Source organism: Pleomorphochaeta caudata, assembly GCF_055395745.1.
Map to the genome: position 1 here is coordinate 2,723,423 of NZ_AP042458.1, position 17,663 is coordinate 2,741,085.

The 17,663-nt window shown below is 28.9% G+C and carries 16 protein-coding genes; 6 read left to right on the forward strand and 10 right to left on the reverse strand.

Annotated elements, in window-relative coordinates; all coding sequences use genetic code 11:
* The 3 genes from dhaL to ACZ5RS_RS12535 all read left to right on the forward strand — a co-directional run bounded on the left by dhaL (position 1) and on the right by ACZ5RS_RS12535 (position 2,908).
* On the forward strand, positions 1-624 hold the full coding sequence (gene dhaL, locus ACZ5RS_RS12525; protein ID WP_464635961.1) for a dihydroxyacetone kinase subunit DhaL: 624 nt from the start codon (positions 1-3) through the stop codon (positions 622-624).
* Positions 617-1,906, forward strand: a complete 1,290-nt coding sequence (locus ACZ5RS_RS12530; protein WP_464635963.1) for an L-cysteine desulfidase family protein — start codon at positions 617-619, stop codon at positions 1,904-1,906. Before dhaL ends, ACZ5RS_RS12530 begins: the two co-directional genes overlap by 8 nt.
* 162 nt (positions 1,907-2,068) lie before the next feature.
* Positions 2,069-2,908, forward strand: coding sequence for a hypothetical protein (locus tag ACZ5RS_RS12535; RefSeq protein ID WP_464635965.1), 840 nt, complete (start codon positions 2,069-2,071; stop codon positions 2,906-2,908).
* Positions 2,909-2,968: 60 nt separating this feature from the next.
* Here ACZ5RS_RS12535 and ACZ5RS_RS12540 read toward each other — a convergent pair whose 3' ends face one another.
* The 3 genes from ACZ5RS_RS12540 to ACZ5RS_RS12550 all read right to left on the reverse strand — a co-directional run bounded on the left by ACZ5RS_RS12540 (position 2,969) and on the right by ACZ5RS_RS12550 (position 6,104).
* Positions 2,969-3,793 (reverse strand): carbohydrate ABC transporter permease, encoded by an 825-nt coding sequence (locus tag ACZ5RS_RS12540; RefSeq protein WP_464635967.1) that lies wholly within the window; start codon positions 3,791-3,793, stop codon positions 2,969-2,971.
* Between the two features lie 10 nt (positions 3,794-3,803).
* Positions 3,804-4,673: a carbohydrate ABC transporter permease gene (locus ACZ5RS_RS12545; protein ID WP_464635969.1), complete on the reverse strand. Its 870-nt coding sequence runs from the start codon at positions 4,671-4,673 to the stop codon at positions 3,804-3,806.
* A gap of 75 nt (positions 4,674-4,748) precedes the next feature.
* Entirely contained in the window at positions 4,749-6,104 is a 1,356-nt protein-coding gene (locus tag ACZ5RS_RS12550) for an ABC transporter substrate-binding protein (RefSeq protein WP_464635971.1), read from the reverse strand.
* A gap of 221 nt (positions 6,105-6,325) precedes the next feature.
* Here ACZ5RS_RS12550 and ACZ5RS_RS12555 point away from each other — a divergent pair, with 221 nt between their 5' ends.
* Positions 6,326-7,384 (forward strand): LacI family DNA-binding transcriptional regulator, encoded by a 1,059-nt coding sequence (locus ACZ5RS_RS12555; RefSeq protein ID WP_464635973.1) that lies wholly within the window; start codon positions 6,326-6,328, stop codon positions 7,382-7,384.
* A 54-nt stretch (positions 7,385-7,438) separates the two neighbouring features.
* On the opposite strand, the gene ACZ5RS_RS12560 is transcribed toward ACZ5RS_RS12555, so the two are convergent.
* The 7 genes from ACZ5RS_RS12560 to ACZ5RS_RS12590 all read right to left on the reverse strand — a co-directional run bounded on the left by ACZ5RS_RS12560 (position 7,439) and on the right by ACZ5RS_RS12590 (position 14,439).
* On the reverse strand, positions 7,439-8,155 hold the full coding sequence (locus tag ACZ5RS_RS12560) for a glycerophosphodiester phosphodiesterase family protein (RefSeq protein WP_464635975.1): 717 nt from the start codon (positions 8,153-8,155) through the stop codon (positions 7,439-7,441).
* Positions 8,152-9,036 carry a patatin-like phospholipase family protein gene (locus tag ACZ5RS_RS12565; RefSeq protein WP_464635977.1) on the reverse strand — a complete coding sequence of 295 codons (885 nt, stop codon included), beginning with the start codon at positions 9,034-9,036 and terminating at the stop codon, positions 8,152-8,154. Before ACZ5RS_RS12565 ends, ACZ5RS_RS12560 begins: the two co-directional genes overlap by 4 nt.
* A 9-nt stretch (positions 9,037-9,045) precedes the next feature.
* Complete coding sequence (locus ACZ5RS_RS12570) at positions 9,046-9,792, reverse strand: amino acid ABC transporter ATP-binding protein (protein WP_464635979.1); 747 nt, start codon at positions 9,790-9,792, stop codon at positions 9,046-9,048.
* Complete coding sequence (locus ACZ5RS_RS12575) at positions 9,792-10,991, reverse strand: amino acid ABC transporter permease (protein ID WP_464635981.1); 1,200 nt, start codon at positions 10,989-10,991, stop codon at positions 9,792-9,794. Before ACZ5RS_RS12575 ends, ACZ5RS_RS12570 begins: the two co-directional genes overlap by 1 nt.
* A 3-nt stretch (positions 10,992-10,994) precedes the next feature.
* Complete coding sequence (locus ACZ5RS_RS12580; protein WP_464635983.1) at positions 10,995-12,209, reverse strand: ABC transporter permease subunit; 1,215 nt, start codon at positions 12,207-12,209, stop codon at positions 10,995-10,997.
* A 65-nt stretch (positions 12,210-12,274) separates the two neighbouring features.
* On the reverse strand, positions 12,275-13,366 hold the full coding sequence (locus ACZ5RS_RS12585) for an amino acid ABC transporter substrate-binding protein (RefSeq protein ID WP_464635985.1): 1,092 nt from the start codon (positions 13,364-13,366) through the stop codon (positions 12,275-12,277).
* 38 nt (positions 13,367-13,404) lie between these two features.
* On the reverse strand, positions 13,405-14,439 hold the full coding sequence (locus tag ACZ5RS_RS12590) for a LacI family DNA-binding transcriptional regulator (protein WP_464635987.1): 1,035 nt from the start codon (positions 14,437-14,439) through the stop codon (positions 13,405-13,407).
* 289 nt (positions 14,440-14,728) lie between these two features.
* On the opposite strand from ACZ5RS_RS12590, the gene ACZ5RS_RS12595 reads away from it, so the two are divergent.
* Positions 14,729-16,522 carry a sensor histidine kinase gene (locus tag ACZ5RS_RS12595; protein WP_464635989.1) on the forward strand — a complete coding sequence of 598 codons (1,794 nt, stop codon included), beginning with the start codon at positions 14,729-14,731 and terminating at the stop codon, positions 16,520-16,522.
* Positions 16,512-17,621 (forward strand): response regulator transcription factor, encoded by a 1,110-nt coding sequence (locus ACZ5RS_RS12600; protein WP_464635990.1) that lies wholly within the window; start codon positions 16,512-16,514, stop codon positions 17,619-17,621. Before ACZ5RS_RS12595 ends, ACZ5RS_RS12600 begins: the two co-directional genes overlap by 11 nt.
* Positions 17,622-17,663 lie beyond the last annotated feature (42 nt).

Sequence of the window (17,663 nt, forward strand, 5' to 3'; positions counted from 1 at the left end):
ATGACAGTGAATAATTTATATAATATCTTCTCATCAATTACTAAAATGATTGATGAGAACAAAGATTACCTAATTCAACTAGATCAGCAAAACGGTGATGGGGACTTAGGTATATCTATGAGCAACGGTTTTAACAGCGTAACTAACGAATTAGAAAATATTACTACTACTGATTTAGGTAAAACCTTTATGAAAGCAGCAATTACCTTTAATGAAACAGCTCCCTCCTCACTTGGAACTATTCTATCCTTTGGATTAATGGGAATAGCTAAATCATTAAAGAATAAAGAAGAAGCAAATATTAATGATATAGCAATAGCAATGGAAGCAGGTTTAAATAACATCATGGAAAAAGGTAAAAGTAAACCTGGAGAAAAAACTATTATTGATTCTCTTTATCCAGCAATTACTGCTATTAAAGCAAATGTAGATAAAGATAATGTTTTTGAATTAGCATATGAAGCAGCAAAAGAAGGTTCTCAAAAAACTAAAGAAATGAAATCTGTTCATGGAAGAGCAGCTTACTACAGTGAAAAAAGTTTAGGAATCTTAGATGGTGGATCTGTTGTTGGCCAATTAATATTTGAAGGTATTTTAAATTACTCAAGGAGCAACAATGGATAAACAGACATATCAGGCATATATAAGCTTACTTAAAGAAGAACTAGTGCCTGCCTTAGGATGTACCGAACCCATTGCAATTGCTTATGCTGCTGCTAAATGTAGAGAAGTATTAGGTGCTTTACCTGATAAATTAAAAATTGGTTGTAGTGGAAACATCATAAAAAACGTTCAAGGAGTAACTGTTCCAAATTCTGGTGGACTAAAAGGAATTGCAGTTGCTGCAACTCTTGGTTGCATTGGTGGAAACTCAAGTAATGTACTAGAAGTTCTTAAAGATGTAACAGATGAACATAGAGCCTTAACTAAAGAATTAGTTGAAAACAATTTCTGTGATTGTTATTTAATTGATAACTGCAATAACTTATTTATTAAAATTGAAGCCTTTTATAAAAATGATAGTGCAGAAGTTAATATAACTAATACTCATACTAATATATCTAAGATAGTTAAAAACAGAGAAATTTTATTCGAAGCAGATAACTGTCAGGATGTTGCTATGAATGAAGTTGATCAATACTTTAAGTATCTAAACATCAAAAGCATTGTAGAATTTGCAGACAGTGTAGATTTAAATGATGTAAAAGATATCTTAGAAGAAGAAATTGAATTTAATTCAGCTATATCACAAGAAGGTTTAACTAATGATTGGGGTCTTGGAGTAGGTCAAACAATAAGAAAATACTATGATAAGAAAGATGTAAGAATTAAAGCCATTTCTGCTGCAGCTGCAGGCTCAGATGCAAGAATGGGTGGTTGTTCAATGCCTGTTATAATAAACAGTGGTAGTGGAAACCAAGGTCTTACAATATCTTTACCAATCATTGAATATGCTAGACATTTTGATTTCTCTAAAGAAAGATTATTAAGAGCCCTAACCCTTGGTAATTTAATATCTATCCAAGAAAAAAGTAGCATAGGAAGCTTAAGCGCTTACTGTGGTGCAGTATGTGCTGGAACAGCTGCTGGCTGTGGCATTGCATATCTATTTGGTGGAAAAGAAGAAGAAATCTCTAATGTAATAACTAACTGTTTAGCAAACATTGGTGGAATAGTATGTGATGGTGCAAAGCCTTCCTGTGCTGCTAAAATAGCAACCTCAGTTCAAGCAGGGATTTTATCCTTTGAGATGGGAATGAAAGAAAATAAAGCATTTAAGAAAGGTGAAGGATTAATTAAATCTACAGCCGATAAAACAATTAAAAGCTTTGGTAGAGTTGGTAAATTAGGAATGAAATCAACTGATACTGAAATCCTTTCAATCATGCTAGAACCTAATGATTAAAATTAATTTTTAATTAACCCTTAAAGATTTTTAAATATTGAACAAGACAGTCTTCATAATTTTGAAGGCTGTTTTTTTAATTAATAACCTTTCAAATAAATATCAATTATGTTAAAATTTACAATAGAAAAAATATTAATTTGCAACAGAAGGTACTATATTATGAGAAAAAACTTCTTTGATATTATAAATTCAGAAATAGATATTAAAAATGAATATATCCAACTGTTTACACAATTCTATGAATTAAGAGAATTTGATTATTCATTAGGGATTCATTCAAATTATTTAACGGTAGCTCAATTAGCAAATGATAATTTTCTTAAATTTTCTAGAAAATTTAAAAAAAGAATTGGAACATTTTCTAATTTTAATTCTTATTTCAATTTTAATTTCTATAATTACAGATATTGTAATGACTTAAATTATTTAATTTCATTTGCGGAATATATATATAATATATGTAATCAAATTAAATTACACGTAACCCCTATAAAATCAATGAACTATATAACACAACTCATGAAAAATACAATTGAATGCATGGATGAATGTAACTATCAATTACTTGAAAAAAACGAAATATTTATTTTTGTAGAAAAGAAACCAGAAGCTACTGCTGTTGCTGAAATAGTTGACGATAATTTAGCATATTCAACTCTAGAATATAATCATTTTACAATGAAAGGTGATTTGGAAAGAAAAAAAGCAATATTAAAAAAAATGGCTGATGACATAGAACTTGATAAAATAAATTTAAAAGAAATCAATCCCAAATTACAATCACAACTTTTTGGATTACTTAATAATTTTATTAGGCACAATTCAGATCAGAATGAATATATTAAAAGTTTATCCGATGATGAGCTGGAAAACATTTACGATGATATATACCAAATGTGGCTTTTAGCAAAATTAGAACTGGATAATATTGAAAGAAAAAAAACAGTTAAAGGAATATTAAACAATTGCAATAAAGCAATAAAAAGTAATTTAAATTAAAAAACTAGAGAGAGAATAATTCCCTCTCTAGTTTGGAGCTAATATATAGATGATAAATTCTTATTTATCACTTTGCAAAGCAAAACCCTTCATGAAGCTTTCTTGTAAAATAAAGAATACCATTAATGGTGGAATAATTGTCATAATTACACCTGCCATAATAACACCCCAGTTATTAGAAGATTCAGCATTCATTAACATTTTAATACCTATTTGAACAACTCTCATGTTGTCAGTATTTGTTGCCATTAATGGCCATAAATATTGGTTCCAAATGTAAATGAATTCAATAACGACAAGAGCTCCAATAGTATTTTTAGTTAAAGGAAGCAAAACTCTAAAGAAATATTGCATAGGTCTACATCCGTCTATTTTAGAGGCATCAACTAATTCAGATGGAATTGTTTTAAATCTCTGAATAAACAAGAATGTACCCGTAGCACTCGCCCAGAAAGGTATAATTAAACCTGCATAGGTATTAATCCAATCAAAACTTCTAACTACATCAAATAAAGCAACAATTCTAACAGGAACAGGAAGTAATAAAGTAATAATAATTATAAAGAATAATATATTTTTACCTTTAAACTCAAAATGAGTAAAAGCAAAAGCTGCTAATAAACTCATAACAATTTTTCCGATAGTAACCATTATTGCAATAAATGCAGAGTTAAACATCATTCTACCTAAATCAATTCTGTTCCAAGCAGTTGAATAGTTTGATATCCAGTTGTTTGAAAAAGTTAATTTTGGTGGATTAGAAAAAACTTGTACTTCTGTTTGAGAGCTAATGACTAAAGCTAAAAATACAGGAAGACAAATAAGAAAGACACTCAATATTGATAGCACATGGAAAGAAACTATTGATCTTTTTTTAACAATCATTTTACACCCCCTATTGATAGTGAACTTTTTTACCTGTAGTTTTGAATTGAACTACGGTAATAAGAACAACGATACAGAATAATACTAAGCTTTCTGCTGCAGCATAACCGATTCTGGAATTTACAAAGAAGTCTTTGTAAAGTTGATAGATTAGGATATTTGTTGAATCTACAGGTCCACCTTCTGTTAATACATCTATTAAACCGAAAGAACTGAAGTAAGCATAAGTTGTATTCATAACAAACAAGAAGAATGTAGTTGGAGATATAAAAGCAAATGTAATCTTAAAGAATCTCTTAAAAGGACCTGCTCCATCAATAGCAGCAGCTTCTAAAGAGTCCGATGGGACATTTCTTAAAGCTGTCAGATAAAATACTATATTATATCCAAGATTCTTCCACGTCGCCGCAATAGCAACAACAATAAAAGCAGTACTTCCCTTGGTTAACCAGGTATAGTTTCCAGTAAAGAAACAAACAATACCATTGGCTGGATTAAATAAGAAATTAAATAAAGCACCAGCAATTGCAGGGGATAAAGCATAAGGCCAAATCATTAAAGTTCTATATATCTTTGCACCTTTAAAGTTTTGATTTAACAAAACTGCTAAAGCCAAAGATACAACAATACCTAGCAATACAACAAAAAGACTAAATATAATCGAAATACCAAAACTATGACCATAATCAGAGTTAAATAATACTTTTTTAAAATTATAAAGACCTGCAAACTTCGTAGCATTGGTATATGGATTAACTTTATAAAATGATAACCTAAAAGTTTCAAAAGCTGGATAGAATAAAAATATTACTAGAACAAGAAAAGTTGGTAGCAATAGTAAATAAGGTAATATTTTAGATGGGAAAACCGATTGTTTCATCCAGACCTCCTATTATTAAAACAAATCGTAAGGAGGACAAATTGTCCTCCTTTAATTTAAAATCAGTAATCAATATTATAATTGAATTAATTCATTCCATTCAGTAATTAAGTCGTTAACTTCAGCGGCAGCTTCATCAAGTGCAACTTGAGTGTCCTTACCTTGATAACATTCTTGAATTGCTGATTGTACAATTTCTCTTGTTTCTGGGAAAACACCTAATAGTGCACCAGAAGAGTTTAATGTACCAGGGTTAACAAGTAGTTGATCGAAAGCAGTTTTGTAGTTTGGATTTTCTGTGAACCAACCTTCGCTTTCTAATGAATCCATTGCTGATTTTGTTACTGGGAAGTAACCAGTACCTTTGTGCCAAGCTTTTTGTGATTCATCATTAGCAATATATTCAACTAATTTAACAGCAGCTAATTCTTGTTCAGCTGATAGTTTGTTAGTAATCCAAAGAGAACCACCACCAATTGCTACGCCACCTTTAGAACCTTCTGGATGAGGAATAAAACCAGTACCTAATTCCCAACCCTTTTCATTTAATGCTTTAGTTAATAAGTTAACATCAGATGAAGAAGATAAGATAATTGCAGCTTCACCAGAACCAAATGCAGCTCTATGGTTAGACCAACCTGGTCCTACATCATTGAATAAGCCGTCATTATACATTCCAATCCACCAGTCAAATGCTTTCTTACCAGCTGCGCTGTTAAATAAAACTTTTGTAGGTAATTCTTTACCACGACCATTATCATTGTTTACAAAAGGTTCATCTTGTAAAGCAATCATTTCTTCAAAATACCAACCATGTAAGTTCCAAGTAACAGGTTTATCAATACCACTAGCCTTTAATGCTTTAGCAGCTTCAACTACTTCAGCAAAAGTTTCAGGTGGATCATTAGGATCTAAACCAGCTTGTTCAAATAATGTTTTGTTGTAATAAAGTAAAGGTGTTGAAGAATTGAAAGGCATTGAATAGTGTTGACCTTGATATTTGTAATAGTTTTGTACAGGTACAAAGAAATTATCCCAATCAATAGTTTCACCATATTTATTTGCTAATTCATCAACAGGGGTTATTAAACCACTATTAATCATACCTAAAGTACCAATTTCATAGCTATGGAAAATAGCTGGAGCATTACCTGCTTTATAAGCAGATTTAACTTTATTTAAAGTATCATTATAGCTACCTGCATATTGAACTTCTACAGTAATATTAGGATTTTCCTTCATGAAATTATCAACAATACCCTGAATCAAATCAATACGATCTCCAGACATAGCATGCCAAAATTGAATTGTTACAGGTGCTTGAGCATCAACATTAACAGTTTCAGCCATCTCCTTTTCACTTTGTCCGCTTGCAAAAACATTTCCTACAACCATAGTAACGAATAGCAATAAAACTAAGATTTTTTTCATATTACTCTCCTTTTAGTAAATTACAAATCTGTTTAATTTTTTTTAAATAATTAACCAAATTCTTAAATATTGTAAGTCGGCAATTTGACTATGTCAACAAATATTTACACCTTTAAAAACTTGTTATGTAGCTAGTTATATTAATTTTATGTTTAATTTTTTGTTTAAGTTTGCTTTATTTTAAATTATCTGTTATCCTAAAAAGGATATAGGAGGGGCACATGAAGTTAAAGAAAATTACACTACAACAAGTTGCTGAGGAAGCACACTTGTCAACAGCAACAGTTTCAATGATTATGTCCAAGAAAAAATTATCTCGTTTTCCATCTGAAACAATAGAAAGAGTAAACAAAATAGCCAATGATCTAGGTTATAAAAAAAATACTACCTCAAAAGCTGAGAAACGTTTAGTAATAATTTGTCCTTCTATATATAACCCTTATTATGCAACCTTAGTACAAGGTATTGAAATGCAAGCAACAAAATTAGGAATAAAAACTTCAATTGTTAACACTTATTGGAATATTGAGGTAGAAAAAAGCACCCTAAAAAATATAAATAAATCTAAAATATCAGGAATTATATTTACTATGATTCCTCAATTAGCAAATGAAGTTTTAGATTATTGTAATGAAATACCTCTAGTAGCTATTGGAGACTTCAATAACAACTATGATTTTGACACTATCGATTTAAACAACTTTGAAGCAGGTAGAAAAGTAGCAAAACATTTGATTGATTTAGGTCATAGAAAAATAGCCTATGTTACCACTACCCTAGACTCTTATCATAGTGCAAGAGTTAGAAGAAAAGATGGATTAATAGAAGAATTAAAGGCAAATAATATAAATGATAAATTAATTATTTGTAGTCAAAATATATCATCCTCTAGAGAACTTAATACCCCAGATATTGAATATGAAACAGGATATCACTTAGCAAAAGAATGTTTAAATAAACATCCTGAGGTTACAGCTATAGTTGGAATTAACGATATGATAGCTTATGGAATAATGGATGCCATAATTGATTCAGGACTTAAAATCCCAGAATCAATAAGTGTATGCGGATTCGATAATATATTCCCATCCAAGTTTAGAGGACTTGGATTAACCACAGTTGATAATTTCATTCTACAAAGAGGCATGAAAGCCTTAACACTAATCAATAATAGGATAAACAATAAAGATTATCATGAAGATGGTATAACTAATGTTACTAGAATTGAATATGCAAGCAAATTAATAAATAGGATGAGTACTGGCACCCCTAGAGTTTAACATCAAATTCTTTTATTTAACTCTTTAGATATAGTTAATTTATTAAATAATTAACTATATCTTTTTTATTAATAAATCTGGATAGTTTGTTATGACTCCTTCAATATTCCATTTCTTAAGTTTTCCAAATATTTCTAAATCATTAACTGCCCAAGCATTTATTTTAATATCATTTACATTACAATTTTCTACAATTTTCTCATCTAATAACCTTCCATCTGGATGGAAATAGTCAAAACCAAAACTTTTTTCTAAATCTCCAATATTATATGTTAAATAAAATTCTTGTAATAATGCATTTTTAATATGTGGAGCTATTTTTTTAACCTTTATAATTGAAAGCCAATTAAAAGATGAAAAAATAGTTTTTTCTTCTAGCTTATATTTTTTTACATAATCAACAACAAGTTCTTCAATTCCAACATAATAATTGTTATTGGTTTTAATCTCTATATTTGTAATTAGATCTTTATCTTTTATATAATCGCAGTAATAATCAAAATCAACAATTGGAGTAAATCCAAATTTATCATCCTTTGTCTTTCCTGCATTAATTTTTACTAATTCATCTTTTGTATAATCACTTACCTTTCCTAGTTTGCCTGTAGTCCTAAGCAAATATTCATCATGAATTATTATTAATTTACCATCTTTTGAAAGATGTACATCAAGTTCAATACCATCACTTTTTGCTTCAACTGCCTTTTCAAAAGCCAACATTGTATTTTCAGGATATTCTCCACTAAAACCTCGATGTGCATATATTTTCATATTGATTGCCTCATAATCAGATTATCAATAAAACTATTTATTTTTTCTAAATTTTCACGTGCAAGAAGTTCACCAAGTTCAATTAATTTCTGCTTGGTTTCAAAATCAGTTTTATCCATTTTTATCTGCTCTTCTAAATTAAATTTATGAATCCTATAATAATTTAAATCAGTTATTGATTCTGCTATAATATCTGAAGTTCTCATTTGAGCATTTGATAACAATTTTGCTTCATTAATTATTTTATTATCATTATATAAAGTTGGTTGCCACATTGTAGAAATACTAAAAACATTAGTTTTATTAGCCTTAGGAAAAAGCTTTTTAGTCTCTAGATATGTAAAAATTACTGGATTATTTGCAAAAACACCACCATCTACTAACTTTAGATTATTTTTAGAAATATTAATTGGTGAAAAAAAGCCAGGAGCACAACATGAACTTTGCATAGCTTCACTCATACTAATATTGGGATACCTTAAAGAACTTAAGATTATTGGATTAGCACTTAATATATCATAAGCAAATACTGCTACAGGGACTCTAGCATCTTTTAATTTCCTATCCCCAAACAAAGTGTCTCCCAGCTTTTTTAACCCAGTATTTAAATATATAGGATTAGATCTATCTGTTGCTTTAACAAAAATACTTTCAAAATTATCAAAAGCATTTTCTAGTGCAGCAATATTTTTTTTAAAGGTAAAGCCTTTTCTTGATAAAACTAGAGCTATTATTGAACCAGCAGAAGTCCCACATAAAAGATCAACTGTTAACTCATCTATACCTCTTTTCTCTAGTTGATATGAGATTTTCTTTAAAACCTGAATTGAGGCTAAGGCTCTAATCCCACCCCCATCAAAACTAATTGCAAAGTTTTCCATTATAACCTCTTAATGGTTTAATATTTGAGATAAAAACAATTTAGTTCTATCATTTTTAGGATTACTAAAAAATTCTTGTGGAGGTGCTGTTTCCACAATTTTACCACCATCAAAAAATATAACGTTATCTGCTACAGCTTTAGCAAAACCAAGTTCATGAGTTACTACAATTAAAGTCATATTGTTATCTGCTAATTCACTCATAACATCTAAAACTTCTTTTATCATCTCAGGGTCTAAAGCACTGGTGGGTTCATCAAATAGCATTATTTCAGGATTCATAGCAAGGGATCTTGCAATTGCAACTCTCTGTTGCTCCCCTCCCGATAATTGATTTGGATACTTATAAGCTTGAGCTTTAACACCTACTCTATCAAGTAATTGCAAAGCTCTTTCTTCTGCTTCTGCTTTACTTTGTTTTAAAATCCAAATAGGAGAAAGGGTTATATTATGAAGAACAGTTAAATGAGGAAATAAATTAAATTGTTGAAAAACCATTCCAATTTTACTTCTAATTGCATTTAGGTTTTTAATATTATGATTTAATTCAATCCCATCAACTGTTATTTTACCTTGTTGATATTCTTCTAGTGCATTTATTGTTCTAATGAATGTAGATTTACCACTTCCTGATGGCCCAATAATAACATTTACATCACCTTTAAAAAATTTATAATCAATACCCTTTAATACTTCAAATTCTGGAGTATACCATTTATGTACATTTTCAAAATTTATTAATTCCTTTTTTTCCATTATAAACCTACCTTGGTGTTAATTTTGAGTCTTTTTTCTAAAATCATACTGCCCTTTGAAATGCTGTAACATAATATGAAATATATTAACCCTTCAAAGAAAAGAACTTGTGCACTACCTGTTAAATATTTTGGGTTACTAACAATTGAGGTAGATATCCCAATCAAATCCAACATACCAATGATACTGATTAAACTAGTATCCTTTAGAGCTGAGGTGAAAGCATTTACTAATATAGGAATCATTCTTTTTAAAACTTGAGGAAGAATAATTAAAAATAAAGTTTTACCAGAGCCTATATTTAAACTCTTAGCTGCTTCATATTGAGTTACACTTATTCCTTGTAGCCCGCCTCTAAAGGATTCTGCCATATAAGCACTATGAAACATTACAACACCTGTAAGTGCTCTTATAAAGACAGAGGGTGTCCAACTAGCAGGTAGAGCCATAGGTAAAATCAGATAACCAATAAAAAGAATAGTTATTAAAGGTACTCCTCGAACAACTTCAATAATAATTGTGCATACAACACTTATAAATTTCATTTTACTTCTTCTTCCAAGTGCTAAAAGCAATCCAATAGGAAGAGAAAGGAATATGCTTGTTAAACTAATTAATAGAGATAATAACAAACCTCCCCAGAAATTAGGTTTTACTATTGGAAGAAAAGCTCCAAAACCTCTTACAATTATAAAAGAGATAGGCATCAATAAAATCCAACCTATACCGATTGTTAAAGTTAACTTTCTTTTATCTATTAAATATCCTAAAAAATATGAACCAGTTAAACATATTGCAGATAAAGCTAAAAAGATTTTTGTAGAAACTGCAAAATCTAAAAAGCAAAATATAACTAAAATAATTGAAATAATAAAAATCAACTTTGGAGTTTTTGTGGAAAATACTTTAAAGGTAAATCCGAAAAACACGGCAATATATAATACTAAAATCCAAACTCTCCATAATTGATCTACAGGATATGAACCTGTAAAAATCAACTTCATATTTGCTTTAATTACTGTCCAATCTAATCTAAATAAAGGTAATGCGCCTTTCACTATTAATAGATATATTAAATAAACAGATATTAATGTTAAAAGACTGTTTCCTATAGAAGAAAATAAATTCTTTCTCATCCAAAATAAAGTTGGATGTTTTAATTCTTCAGCACTTAAAAAAGGATTAAGATTATTTTTCATTTTCTACCTCTCCTTCAACTGAACTTTTTTATTATATCGATTCATAAAGAAACTAGTTATTAAACTTAATATCAAATAAACACTCATGATTAATAATATCATTTCTAAAGTTCTTCCTGTTTGGTTAATAATTGTTCCGGTAATAGCAAACATATCGGGAAATCCAATAGCAACACCGAGTGAAGTATTTTTTGCGACTCCTAAAAATTGACTTGTTAAAGGTGGAATTATTACAATTTTAGCCTGAGGTATTATAATTAAACGAATAGTTTGTCTATGGCTTAACCCCATTGCTCTTGCAGCTTCAATTTGGCCTTTTGGGACACCTTGAATTCCTGATCTAAATATTTCAGCAATAAATCCAGAAGTATACAAAACCAAACCAGAGAAAAGACTAAACCATTCTGCAGTTATATGAAGTCCTCCACTTATATTAAATTTACCTAAGATTGGAACATCTTTATATAAAGCTTTTTCTGGTAGAATAAAATAAGATAAAAGAGCAAAAGCAATAAATAATAATAGAGGATAAACTATGGTCCTTTGTTCTTTTCCTGTAATATTCTCTCTACGTTTTAAATAAACAATTAATACAATTGAAAGAATAAAACCAATTAAAATACAAATTAACCAAGGATTAAAATGTTCAGTAGGTTTTAGACATACCATACTTAATCCTCTATTTGATATAGATAATTTTAATGAAGTAATCCCATCACTAGAAACTTTTTTACCAACTGCAAAAGAAGTTTTAACTCCAGGTAATTTTAAAAAGAAAGCTCTATACCAAATTAAAAGTAATAGTAATAAAGGAATATTTCTAATAATTTCAATGTAAATAATAGCTATTTTTTTTATCAACCAGTTTGATGACAATCTACAAAGAGCAATAAAAATACCAATAAAGGTTGAGAAAAATATTGCAACAACTGTTATTGAAATAGTATTAATAAACCCAGCAAATATAATTCTTAAAAAAGAAGAGCTGTTTTTTACATCAATTATTGATTCCCCAATATTAATATGGCTAGGATTTTTTAAGAATCTAAAAGAAATACTCATGTCCAAATTTGCCAATGAATTAAATATATTAGTAGTCAATAAAGCAACGATGTATATTATAAATACAAAAATAATGAATTGAATTAAACCCATACGTTTATGCGTATCTTGCCAAATTGACTTTATTCCCGTTTTTGAGTTTTTCAGCAATTTCATAAATCCTCCCAATTAATAAACGAGCTCTGTTTCCCTAAATTAGGAAAACAGAGACTAAAAACGGCCTAATTAAATGGTAATGCAAATAGCAAGCCACCTTGATTCCAAGGTTTATTTAAACCTCTTGTAACCTTCATTGGTTCAGTAAGTTCACGATTATAAATCTCACCATAGTTGCCGACTTGTTTAATTATTTGGTAAGCCCAATCATTGCTTAAATCCATCATTGCACCAATTTCTTTACCCATTCCAAAAGCATTCTTAATTTCAGGATTTGTTGTTGTTGCAAGAACTTCATCGATATTACTACTTGTAATATCATGTTCATCACCAAAGAATAATGCATATAATGTCCATTGACAGATATCTTTCCATTGGTTATCTCCATGTCTTACTGCAATTCCTAAAGGTTCTTTACTAATTGTTTCTTCTAGACCTTCAAAATTACCAGCATCAGCATATTGATGTAAGAATACAACAGCACTTGATTTATCAACTGAAAGAGCATCTACACGGCCATTTACAAAAGCTGATTTCATTTCATCAAGATTTTCATATGTAATTGGAGTATATTTAATTCCTTTACTTTCCATTGTTGCTGCTAAGTTTGTTTCTGTTGTACTTCCTGTTAGAACTGCAATTGTAGCTCCTTCAAGATCTTCCATAGTTTTAATTCCTAAATCTCCATTTACTAAGAAAGTTTGTCCGTCATAGAAATATGGACAAGTAAAATCTAGACCAAGTTCGGTATCACGACTTGTAGTAATTGTAGCAGTTCTGATCAACACATCAATCTCTCCACTTTGAAGTGCTGTAAATCTCTCTTTTGAAGTCAAAGGTCTGTACTCAATTTTATCAGGTGTTCCAAAAACAGCAACACATATGGCTTTAGCTAGTTCAACTTCAAACCCTTTATATTGACCATCTTCTTCTAAGAAAGAAAACCCAGGATTAGATGCGTTTACTCCAGCTACTAAATAACCTCTTTGCCTAATTTGTTCTAAGGTACTTAGTGTTTTTGTTGGAGCACTTTCTTTCACTGTTTCAGTTACAACTGGTGTTTCTGCGACTGCTTTAACTTCTTCTTTAGCATTGCAAGATACAAAAAGTGATACAAAAAGTAACACTGTTAATGTAAAAACAATTCCTTTTTTCATACAAAACTCCTATTTTCGGTTTCCCGTCTTTTATTTAATCATCCTTCAAAATATGTTGTTGGAATGAATATTTCTTTATTATCTTCAAGATCTAAGTTATTTTCGATTTTATCGACTAACCTATCAGTTGCTGTTTCAGCTATTGCTTTTATATCCTGGATAACAGTAACAAAGTGATTATTTAATCTTTCAACTTGGTTTAAACTACCAAGCCAACTTTGATCTAAATCAATTGAGTCAACAGTGTATATATTTAAGGTTTTATCTTTAAATTTTGATTTATTTAAAGCTTCTAAGAAATAAGGCAAATAATAACCAGAATAAAGGAAAACAGAATCAAAAGATTCTTCTATTTGATTTAGTTTTTCACAAAGATTTGTTTTTGGGCTTTTAACTTCATCAGATAAAGTAAAAGTTTGCATTAATGGCTCTTTAGAAGCTGCTTTTATAGCATCACGATACCCTTTCATTCTTAATTCTGCAGTAGAAGTTATAACTTGATTTTTTCTATAAAGGAATAAAATATTATCCCCACCTTTATTTAGGGCTTTAGTTGTCATATCATAACTGACTTTATAATGATCAGAAGAAACAATATCTGCATTAATATTTTTAGTATATCTATCGATAAAGACAAAAGGAAATTCAGATTCTTTCATATCCTTATAAACATTTTTTGAAGAAGAATTAGATAAAGATGATATTAACATTCCATCATATAGATTAGATTTATATAGAGTTAATGATTCTTCTTCTTTTTTTGGATCATGGAAAGTATTTATTACAACAGCAATATATCCTTTCTTCATAGCTCTTCTTTCTATGTAATATATCAATTCACTAAAAAACCCATTTGGAGTAAAAGGAGCTAGTATTGCAATAATATGAGTTTTCTTAGATTTTAATCCGCTAGCTAATCTGTTTGGAACATAATTATATTTTTTAGCAGTATCAAGAATTCTCTGTTTTGTTGTTTTTGATACCCTGGTTTTTTTATTATTTAGTACTAAAGATACAAGTGTTATTGAAACACCCGCCTCTTCTGCAATTTTTTTTAAGTTTACTTCAGCCATTTTTTCATCCTATGATAAAACGATTTAACATATGCTTAAATTTTGCTAAAACGTTTTATCAAATTAATGATATCACGCTCTTTTTTAGTTGTCAAATTTTATTTTTTCTCAAAATTCATCACTCTAGTATATTTAGCCCTATCAAAAAATATAATTTAGGAAGAATGCTACAAATTTAGCTAAAAATAATATTAACTTGAATTAATTGATATTCCCCTTATAATTATTAATTGTACTCAAATCTTAAGCACACAACAAAAAATAAAATAAAATGGGAGAAAAACACTATATGTTTATTAAAAAACGCTCTATTAGAAAGAAATTATTAATAGGCATGCTATGTGCAGTAATTATCCCTATAATAATTATTACTATCACCTCTCTACAGATAACTTTTAAATCAATGGAAGAACAACTTATATATAACAGGAGAATGAGTATTGGTTGGTTGAAAGATAGGCTTGATTTAGAAATAGATGAATATAGTAATTTATTTTATCAATTTGAAATAGTTAGTTCTATGAATGATAAAATTGAGAATTGGTGCTATGAAGGTAATGAATTAAATTATGAAAGCCAGTGGGAATTAATTTCCTTTATGAATTCAAAAATAAACTTAAATAGTTCAATTAATGCAATTGAATTATATAACTACAAAAGAGATGAAGTATTAGTATGCGCTAGAAGCGGAGCTTCGCTTGAAGATATTGGAGATAAACTAGATTCTTGGCAATCAAGAGACCTTGATAAACAATCTAATGTTGTTTTCATAAAAGAAGGTAGAGAAATTCTTGCAATTCATCAATTCTTTAAATTCGAAAATAAGCAACCAATTGCACTAATGGTTGTTCATATAAGGCCCTACTACCTTCAAGATATTATTGATGATATAAAAATGACAAATGATGAGAGTGTAATAATATTTAATGATCAAAATGAAATCTTACTATCTTCTGAAGGAAAAGGAATCAGTGAAACTACAAAAGATATAATAAACATAAAAAACAATATGAAAGCACAAGAGGCAAGTGAATTATTTAGCAATAATGCCTATTGGTTTTATAACTCAGTAAGTAAAGATAAAATGGAAGTTGTATTTAAGATACCTAATGATGTAATAAAAGAAGCTCAATTTAAATCGGGTATGGTCGGTTTTATCATTACTATCATCACTCTCTTTGTTTCAGTTATATTTGTATTTATATTCTCAAGATATATTACAAAACCAATAATTAGTCTCTCAAATAGAGTTAAAAATCTAACCATTGATGAACCAGAATCATTAAAAGAAAACTTGAAAATAGAAATTAAAAACAATAAAGATGAAATAGACACACTAAATGAAAGTTTTATAACAATGGCTAAAAAAAACCATAATTTAATTGCTGATAAATATCAAACTCAAATTGAAAAAAGAGAAGCTCAACTTAAAGCTTTACAAGCACAAATTAATCCACATTTTATGTATAACTCACTTCAAGTAATTGGAGGAATGGCAGTATCAAGACAAATGATGGATATCTATGAAATGACACTAAACTTAAGCGATATACTAAGATACTCATTAAATTTCTCAAAAGATTCTGTCCCAATTTCAGAAGAACTAACCTATCTAAAAAGCTATCTCTCAATTCAAGATATGAGATTCCCTAATAAATTAACTTACAAAATAGATTTTCCACAAGACATTTTAGATTGCCATATCCCAAAGCTTATATTTCAACCAATAATTGAAAATAGTTTTTCTCATGGACTCTCTCAAAAGAAAGGCAAATGGGAAATTACAATTCAAGGTAAAAGAATTGATGATAATAATATAGAAATAATATTTAGCGATAATGGAATTGGAATCAGTGAAGAAGAATGTAAAAAGCTAAATAAACTAATGAAAAAAGCTCCAACTAAAACACTAGATAAAAATTCTCACATAGGATTAAGTAATGTAAATTCAAGAATTCAATTATTCTGTTCAAATCCAAATTATGGATTAAAAGTAATCTGCCCAAATGAAGGTGGTACTCAAATAATACTGAGACTTTATTCAAAAAAAGCTGAAGGGAAAAAGGAAAGAGATGAGTTATAAAGTTGTAATAATAGATGATGAAAAATGGACTCGTGAAGTAATAAAAGGAATTGGTAATTGGGAAGAGCTAGAATTAGAAGTTGTAGGAGAAGCTTCCGATGGAGAATTCGGTTTTGAAATAATAAAAAGAACAAATCCTGATATAGTAATTACTGATGTATGTATGCCTAGAATTAATGGGCTCCAATTAATACAAACAATAAAAGACAATGGCTTTGATTGTTTACTTATTATGATTTCTGGGTATGATGATTTTCATTATGTACAGAATGCATTACGACTCGGAGTAAGTGATTATATATTAAAACCAGTAAAACCTGAGGTTTTAAACAAACAATTTGAAACCTGCGTAAATAAAATAAAACAAAAAAGAAAAGAAACAAAAATTGGCTTTGATTTAAATTTCGTATCAATGGAATATGCTAAATATATTGATTACAGATTAACCTGGATTAATGAGGCCCTACTCTCTAATTCTCAAGAAAAACTAATTGATGAATTCAATCAACTAGAAAAAGAAATTGAAGTAAAATTTACTCAAATTCAAAGACATGATTTTTTAATCTATTTTTATTATCGACTATTAAATAATTTACAAAACTATATAACTAGCTGTGGGTATCAGTATAAACAAATATTTTCAACCAAATATACTTCCTTTGTTTTTGGTGATGATACTAAATTCATCAGAATGTTAACTTACTTAAAAGAATTATATATTGAAGCTAATAGTAAAATAATTGAGTACAAAAATAAAAGAAATAAATTAGACATATCAAAAGTAAAAGAATATATATTATTAAACTATTTAGATGAAATATCATTAGAGAAAACAGCTGATATTTTTTCAATCAGTAAAGAGTATTTAAGTAAACTCTTTAAAGATGAATATAAAATTTCTTTCTCTAAATTCATAATACAACTTAGAATGGAAAAAGCTATGAAATTAGTTTTAGATTTAAATATACCCCTTAAAGATATTCCAGAGGCTTCAGGCTTTTTTGATCATGCTCACTTTTATAAAACCTTTAAAAAGTATTATGAAAAAACACCAACTGATATTAGATCAACATTAAAAAAACACAATGAAACTGATTAATTTAAACTACACCCTTTCCATATGTTTGGGTTTAAGCTCTTT